General features: G+C 44.1%; 8 protein-coding genes. 7 read left to right on the top strand and 1 reads right to left on the bottom strand.

What is annotated here, in order from left to right; translation table 11 throughout:
* Positions 1–437: 437 nt before the first annotated feature.
* Together AB5150_RS05500 and AB5150_RS05495 are read left to right on the top strand one after the other, a co-directional pair.
* A complete protein-coding gene (locus AB5150_RS05500) occupies positions 438–1,886 on the top strand; it encodes a hypothetical protein (RefSeq protein ID WP_055224119.1) in 1,449 nt (482 codons plus the stop codon).
* A gap of 15 nt (positions 1,887–1,901) precedes the next feature.
* Positions 1,902–2,357, top strand: coding sequence for a 23S rRNA (pseudouridine(1915)-N(3))-methyltransferase RlmH (locus AB5150_RS05495; RefSeq protein ID WP_015534824.1), 456 nt, complete (start codon positions 1,902–1,904; stop codon positions 2,355–2,357).
* A gap of 6 nt (positions 2,358–2,363) precedes the next feature.
* Here AB5150_RS05495 and AB5150_RS05490 read toward each other — a convergent pair whose 3' ends face one another.
* Positions 2,364–2,762, bottom strand: coding sequence for a 23S rRNA (pseudouridine(1915)-N(3))-methyltransferase RlmH (locus AB5150_RS05490; protein WP_015534825.1), 399 nt, complete (start codon positions 2,760–2,762; stop codon positions 2,364–2,366).
* Between the two features lie 122 nt (positions 2,763–2,884).
* On the opposite strand from AB5150_RS05490, the gene AB5150_RS05485 reads away from it, so the two are divergent.
* The 5 genes from AB5150_RS05485 to AB5150_RS05465 form a co-directional block, all read left to right on the top strand.
* Positions 2,885–3,697 carry a Cof-type HAD-IIB family hydrolase gene (locus AB5150_RS05485; RefSeq protein WP_055224117.1) on the top strand — a complete coding sequence of 271 codons (813 nt, stop codon included), beginning with the start codon at positions 2,885–2,887 and terminating at the stop codon, positions 3,695–3,697.
* Positions 3,698–3,817: 120 nt separating this feature from the next.
* Positions 3,818–5,230: an LCP family protein gene (locus AB5150_RS05480; protein ID WP_055144688.1), complete on the top strand. Its 1,413-nt coding sequence runs from the start codon at positions 3,818–3,820 to the stop codon at positions 5,228–5,230.
* A gap of 250 nt (positions 5,231–5,480) precedes the next feature.
* Complete coding sequence (gene pyrH / locus AB5150_RS05475; RefSeq protein ID WP_055145001.1) at positions 5,481–6,179, top strand: UMP kinase; 699 nt, start codon at positions 5,481–5,483, stop codon at positions 6,177–6,179.
* Positions 6,180–6,224: 45 nt separating this feature from the next.
* Entirely contained in the window at positions 6,225–6,770 is a 546-nt protein-coding gene (frr, locus tag AB5150_RS05470; protein WP_015534829.1) for a ribosome recycling factor, read from the top strand.
* Between the two features lie 45 nt (positions 6,771–6,815).
* The coding region (locus AB5150_RS05465; RefSeq protein WP_368291458.1) for an isoprenyl transferase at positions 6,816–7,533 on the top strand (718 nt) is incomplete at its 3' end.

The raw sequence follows: 7,533 nt of genomic DNA, 5'->3' as shown, positions 1-7,533 counted from the left end.
ACCCTTGATAGTTCCCGTAAACTGATTTTTTCCGGTTGTAAGTTTCTCAAGAACCTTTTCCAGACTGCCACCGGCGAGATTCTTCAGCGAGGCACCCATGAGATTCATTCCGAACAGAAATAAACCTACGCCTCCGAGCAATGTTAAAATAGAAAATAAATCCAAAATTATAGCCCTCCTGAGTAAAATGAATTTTACCTGTGTTTCTGACAGGTAAAAAATATGTAATAAATATGTAAAATCCCATACGATTCAGATTATAACACATCACTAGTTTTTGTACTATTGAAAAAATAATGCAATTGATGGTAACATTTCGGCAAATGTCACAATAAATATGATGGTGGCGGCAAAACTTCAACTGTGGTAGAATGAGCAGGGTATATTATATAAAAATGATAACGAAGATTCAGATAAAAGAATGGAGTGGCTGATACATGTCTGTTTTTAGTGATAAGAGAGTATTTGGAATCAAAAGGCAGAACTGTGGCGGTGTGTCCACCGCAGGGCAGGTATGCGCCAATGATGTAATATTGTGGGTCATATTTCTGCTGCCTATTAATATAGTAATACATGGTGCAGGACAGTGCCTTGTGGCCATGGGATTGTTCGTGGGCAATGTTGTCGGATGGATATTTCTGTCAAAGCGTATGAATTCGTATGCTGAGATATCCCCTAAAAAGATACACAATGCTCCGGAGCTGTTCGCAGCAAGATATGGGTCATGGAAGTTGAAAGATCTGGTGTCCGTCATATGGATAGTGACGCTTGGCCTGATACTTGTGTCTGTTCTCAAGGTTATCGTATCGGTTGTCGCCTATTTTATGGACATGCCGGAGAGCATAAGCCTTGCCATCATAGTGTCATTTCTCATCCTTGCCACCATACTGGTTGACAATAAGCTGATGGGAATAATCAAGACAATAGTGTTCATAATGGTTATAATCGTATGTCTGACGATGATCGGACTGGTATTTTACAGGATGGATGCGAGGGAGATACTTGACAATTACAGGAGATCAAGGCTTGCAGGGGGAACCAGCATTTATCTGAATATACTGTATTACGATGGCAAAACAGTGGATATAGGAAGTGCGATATCCATGACGGGAGTAGGACTTGGATGTATAGCCATGCCGCTGATGTACAAGGGTGTCTTAAATATCCGGGATAACAAGGAGCTCGATGTCGGAAGAATATGGGCTGTAATCTTTGAAGGGTTCACAATACTTTCAAGCTGTATACTGGCACTTCTGGTCGTACCGGTGCTCTATCCTGAGAAGGCATGGGCAAATATGAACTCATTCCAGGTGTACAACCTGATGCTCAAGAAGCTGCTTGGAACGGGAACCTATGCGTATGTGTTCAGATTTGCCGCGCTTATGGTGTTTATAGCGGCGGTTGTCGTAATGCTGGAATCGTTCATGAGAAATATATGCGAACATATAAGAGGGCTTGTTCCGGCAATCTCAAGAGCCGGTGGAATCGCAAAGCTTCTTATAGATATAGGTGTTGTTGTGCTGACCGGATGCTGCATTTTCCTGGTGGCAGAGTTTGTTGAATTCAACAGAGAGCATATGATCGCCGAAAACTGGGGATTGTGTGCGGCGGCACTTGCGGCTCCTCTTTTCTGTACACTGACGTACAGGCATGCGACCGGAAAAGGCATGTATGCCGGAATAATAGCAGGAATACTCACATTTGTTATGTGGAAATATCTCCCGTTTGTGAACGGAGGCAGCCTGGCGGCATACTCGGGTATCAGCGGTGACGTGGTTGGATTTGCAGTGAGTCTGCTGTTCACCATTGGAGTAAGTGTGTGCACGCAGAAAAATACAGAGGAAGAACTGAAGATATTTGACAGGATGAGGGCTGATCAGGCCTGATCTGAAGGAGTTCATATGATATACAGGATTGCCTGCGTCGGCAGGATAAAGGAACAGCATTTTACGCAGATGTTAAATGAATATAAGAAGGAGATCGACAAGAGAGGGCGTCTGGAGATATGCGAGGTTCCTGACGAGAGGATACCTCAGAAGGCTGGCGACAAGGTAAATGCCATGATCATTGAGGCCGAGGCGGACAGGCTGAGACATGTGATCGGGAGAGACGACTATGTTATCGCACTGTGTATAGAAGGAAAGAAGACGACCACGGAAGGACTTGCCGATCAGGTCCGCAGGGCATCGGAGCGCGGACATGACACGGTTACATTTGTGATAGGGGGATCTCTTGGACTTGCTGCAGATATAGTGAGGAGGGCTGATTACAGGATGAGCGTGTCGGATATGACATTTCCGCATCAGCTCATAAGGGTGACGCTGGCGGAGCAGCTTGCGATCATAAGCCGGAGCTGACAGGGATTATTTGTGGTAGGTTATGTTGTTCAGGATAGTGTATGCCCTGTAGGTCTGCTCGGACAGCAGGAGGGCAGTCATCTCGGCGGACGGCTGTACTGAACAGAGAGAGAAATTTTCCATATCAGCTGTGAGTGATTCATCGTACCCTATGTAGAAGTTTATCTTTGAGGTACCGCTTGAAGTCAGACTGTTGATGCGGGCTGCGTAGTCCTCAGATGAGATGGTATCGGAGCCGGATATGCAGTAGTTTGTGGTGTTTTTCCCTGAGGTGCATTTAATTTTCCCTGCAACACATACTATAGACAGAGTACAGTATGGAGAAAGTCTCTTGACGTACTCGGCGATGGCTTTCTGATACAAAGGGTTGATTTTTTTCTGATTAACGTATATGTTTATATCCATGTGATTTCTCCTAAAGTCAGAAATGGGCGGCAGGATGGCGTAACGGCATCCTAACTCTGACATTATATAGCATCAAGGAGAAAATATATAGCAAATTATGTTATAACATTATGGAGGATAAAATGAGTAAAAAATTACTGGCACTTGATATTGACGGAACGCTGACAAATACTCAGAAGGATATTACTCCGGCAACGCTGGAGAAAATAATAGAGGCACAGGAGAAGGGGCATATCGTTGCGATAGCATCGGGACGTCCACTGCCTGGAATAAGGAAGATAGCAGACACCATAGAGCTTGACAGATTTGGCGGATATGTGCTTGCTTTCAACGGCGGAAGGATCGTCGATTACAGTACCGGCGAGGTGGTATATCAGGCTGTGCTTGACAATGATGTGGTGAGGGATATATATGATTACTGTCTGAAAGCGGGCTGCGGAATGGTGACATACGATGGAGACCGAGTTATAACCGGAACTGATATAGACGGATACATGACATTTGAGGCAAGTATCAATCATATGGAGATCATGAGGATAGATAACTTCAGGGAATATATCGATTTTCCTCTCAACAAATGTCTTCTTACCGCAGATCCTGACAAGGCGGAGAAGATAGAGCAGGAGCTTGCAGAAAAGTTCGGTGATCAGCTTAATATATTCCGCTCGGAGCCATATTTTGTGGAGATCATGCCGCCAAATGTTCACAAGGCAACATCCCTTGAGAAGCTTCTTGAGGTCCTTGATATGGACAGAAAGGATCTTGTGGCGTGCGGTGACGGATATAATGACCTCACGATGATAGAGTATGCCGGGGTGGGAGTCGCCATGGCAAATGCACAGGACATAGTGAAGGAACATGCCGATTATATAACATTGTCAAATGACGAGGACGGACTTGTGCCGGTGGTGGACAAGTTTATCCTGGCTGACTGATCAAGTATAAAAAATGTGTGAATTATGTGTATCCCGTTGAATTGATGAGATATTTGTAGTAAAATGTATTGCTATATGATTTAAATTTTGGCAGATACATTCGATATTTAGGAGAAAAATATGGGAAATAAAATGAGTGGTCATGATGACGATGATATGAAGCGTGTTAAGGGCAGATATGCCGGAGAGATGCTTTTTGACGATGAAGATGATTACGATGACGATGCCGACGATTATTCAGATGATCATGGCAGAACCGGTATTGCAAAGGATGATTATTCCGACAGCGCATTTGGACCGGGCGCAGACGATGAAGAGGATGCGGCATCAGAAGAGGAAGCTTATACATCGGATGATGAATATTATGAAGATGAATATGCGGAAGAAGAGCAGGATATGAAGGATCAGAAGAGAAAGAAAAAGAACAGAGTATGGGGAATCATACTTGCAATCGAGGCTGTTGCAGCCATAGTCATAGGTGTTCTGTTTGTGAAGGCGTACATCAACAACACATATAACAAGATGCAGTACAAAGAGCTGAAGGACACTCATATAAATGAGGATCTGGATGAAGAAACAGTCAAGAAGATGACAGGATACACCAACATCGCATTGTTTGGTATAGATACCAGAGATGCAGGCATGGTTGACGAAGGAGTGCGTTCAGACAGTATAATCATCTGTAGCATCAACAATGATACACAGGAGGTCAAGCTTCTCTCACTGTACAGAGATACTTACCTTGAGCTCTGTAATGACAGCCAGTCATACGAGAAGGCAGCTCATGCATACGCATACGGCGGAGCACAGGGCGCTGTCAATATGATAAATAAGAACCTTGACCTGAATATAACAGATTACGTTGCAGTCAATTTCACAGCCCTCACAGAAGCCATCGATGCCCTGGGTGGAATTGATATAGAGCTGAAGGAGGAGGAGCTTTATAAGCTCAACCAGTGTATTGACGAGCAGATGGGTGTAAATGGTATTTATTCAGATTATGTATATGACACAGGTGTCGTTCATCTGAACGGTGTGCAGGCTACAGCCTACTCCAGAATCAGAAGTACAGATGAGGGTGATATAACAAGAACATGGAGACAGAGAACAGTTATCTCCAAGATGATAGAGGCGGCAAAGACAGCAGGAATCTCCAAGCTGCTTGATTGTATCAACGTGGTTGTGGATGATGTTGCATCAAGCCTTACAGAGGAAGAGATCATTGATATGGCAAAATCCTGCTTCAACTACAAGCTGTCTACTACAACAGGATTCCCGTTTACCATCGCCAGTCCTACCATGGATGAGGTGAGCTATGTCGTTGCCTGTGATCTCGCAACGAATGCCACAGCACTTCACAGATTCCTGTTCGACGACATGAATTATACACCGTCAGCTACCGTACAGAATATAAGCTACAACATCATCAATGATTCAGGCTGTGAGAATCAGCTCGATCTTGATACATTTACAGTTCAGGATGATGTGGATTCCATTGTATCGACGGAGTCAGATTATTCTGATGGCTATTGATGATATCTGGGATCTGAAAGCAGGTTGTCGGGTGACATATAACAGAAATAAGCATAACAGCAAGGCACATATCATATGCACGTGTACACAGTGATATGTGCCTTTCTTTTTTACTTTGAAATGTAAAGGGTATGTGCTATAATGAATCAGGTCGTCAGGCAGATGTCTGCATGGGTTATCATGCCAGGATATGACGATATATAATATGAATAATAAAATATGAACACAAAGGATGGATCGCGATATGAAGATGGACAGAATTCTGCTCAAGATGAGCGGTGAAGCTCTTGCCGGTGATAAGAAACATGGTTTTGACGAGGAGACAGTCAGAGATGTGTCCAATCAGGTAAAGCAGATAGTAGACAAGGGAATACAGGTATGTGTAGTAATAGGAGGAGGAAACTTCTGGAGAGGAAGAACCTCAGACAACATGGACAGAGTTAAGGCGGATTCCATAGGAATGCTGGCAACTGTCATGAACTGTATCTACACAGCGGACAGCTTCAGAAGCTGCGGAATAAAGACACACATCATGACACCATTTGTATGTGGTAATATGACTGAGCTTTTTGACAAGGACAAGGCAATCGCATATATGGAGCAGGGAGATGTCGTATTTTTTGCAGGTGGAATCGGCCATCCATATTTCTCAACAGATATGGCGACAGTGCTTATGGCAATAGAGGTTCAGGCAGATGTCATTCTTTCAGGTAAGGCCATCGATGGAGTATATGACAGTGATCCTAAGACCAATCCGAACGCTAAGAAGTATGACAGCATGAAGATGAGCGATATAGTAGACAACAAGCTCGGAGTAATAGATCTTGCCTCAGCAGTTCTTGCCATGGAGAACAAGATGCCTATGATGCTGTTTGGCTTGAATGATGAGAACAGCATAGTGAAAGCCGTTACAGGCGGTTTCACCGGAACATATGTGAATGCGGAATAAAAGGGAAAATAATAAGAAAAATATATAATCCAGGAGGAATGAATCATGTTAACACAGTACGAAGAGAAGATGCAGAAGTCAGTTGAGAATCTTGAGGCTGAGTATGCTACCATCAGAGCAGGAAGAGCGAACCCTAACATCCTCAACAAGATCAAGGTTGAGTATTATGGAGTTCCAACACCTATGCAGCAGCTTGCAAATATAACTGTTCCAGAGGCCAGAACACTGGTCATCGCACCATGGGAGCCATCACTTGTCAAGGAGATAGAGAAGGCTATCATGAATTCTGATCTTGGAATCACACCTAACAACGATGGAAGAAACATCATCCTCAACTTCCCAGAGCTCACAGAGGACAGAAGAAAAGAGCTCGTCAAGGATATCAAGAAGAAGGGTGAGGGCGCAAAGGTCGCTATAAGAAACATCAGACGTGATGCCAACGATGCCATCAAGAAGATGGAGAAGAACGGAGACATAAGCGAGGACGAGCTCAAGGACAACGAGGACAAGATCCAGAAGCTCACAGATAAGTACGTTGGTCAGATCGACAAGGCTGTTGAGTCAAAATCCAAGGAGATCATGACAGTATAATAATCATGGATATGATGTATCCCTCAAATGGAATGCGGAGAGAATATGAAGAGAGAGATTAACGGAGAATTACTTAATGTGCCGGAGCATGTGGCTGTGATCATGGATGGAAATGGCAGATGGGCAAAGAAGAGATTTCTTCCCAGAAACTATGGACACGCAGAGGGTGCGAAGGCTCTAGAGGCTATATGTGAAAATTGCGATAAGCTTGGAATAAAGTATCTTACAGTGTATGCTTTTTCCACGGAGAACTGGAAGAGGTCTGTTGAGGAAGTCACAGGTATCATGAATCTTTTCAGAAAGTACCTGGTTGACAGTATAGAGAGATCTAACAACTCCAACATGAAGGTTAACCTCATAGGTAAGCGAGAGGGCCTCCCGGAGGATATAGTTCAGAAGATGGATGATCTGGAGAGGGAGACTGCGGGGAATACAGGACTTCAGTTCCATATAGCGATAAACTACGGTGGACGTGATGAGATTGTCAGGGCGGTGAAGAAGATCATGAAGGATGCCGATGCGGGAAAGATCAGTGCGGATGACATTGACGAGAGCCTGTTTGCGGAATATCTCGACACAAAGGGTGTGCCTGATCCTGATCTGCTAATAAGGACAAGCGGTGAGGAGAGAACATCCAACTTCCTCCCATGGCAGCTTGCATATTCTGAGTTTTATTTTACAGATACACTGTGGCCTGATTTTGACATGGATTCTCTGATAGAAGCCGTGAGGTACTACAATAAGAGAGAGAGAAGATTCGGAG

Origin of the sequence: Coprococcus sp. RTP21281st1_F1_RTP21281_210402 (assembly GCF_040915325.1) — a bacterium.
GTDB classification, from domain to species: Bacteria; Bacillota; Clostridia; order Lachnospirales; family Lachnospiraceae; genus Coprococcus; species Coprococcus aceti.
This window is presented reverse-complemented; position numbering and strand designations above follow the sequence as displayed.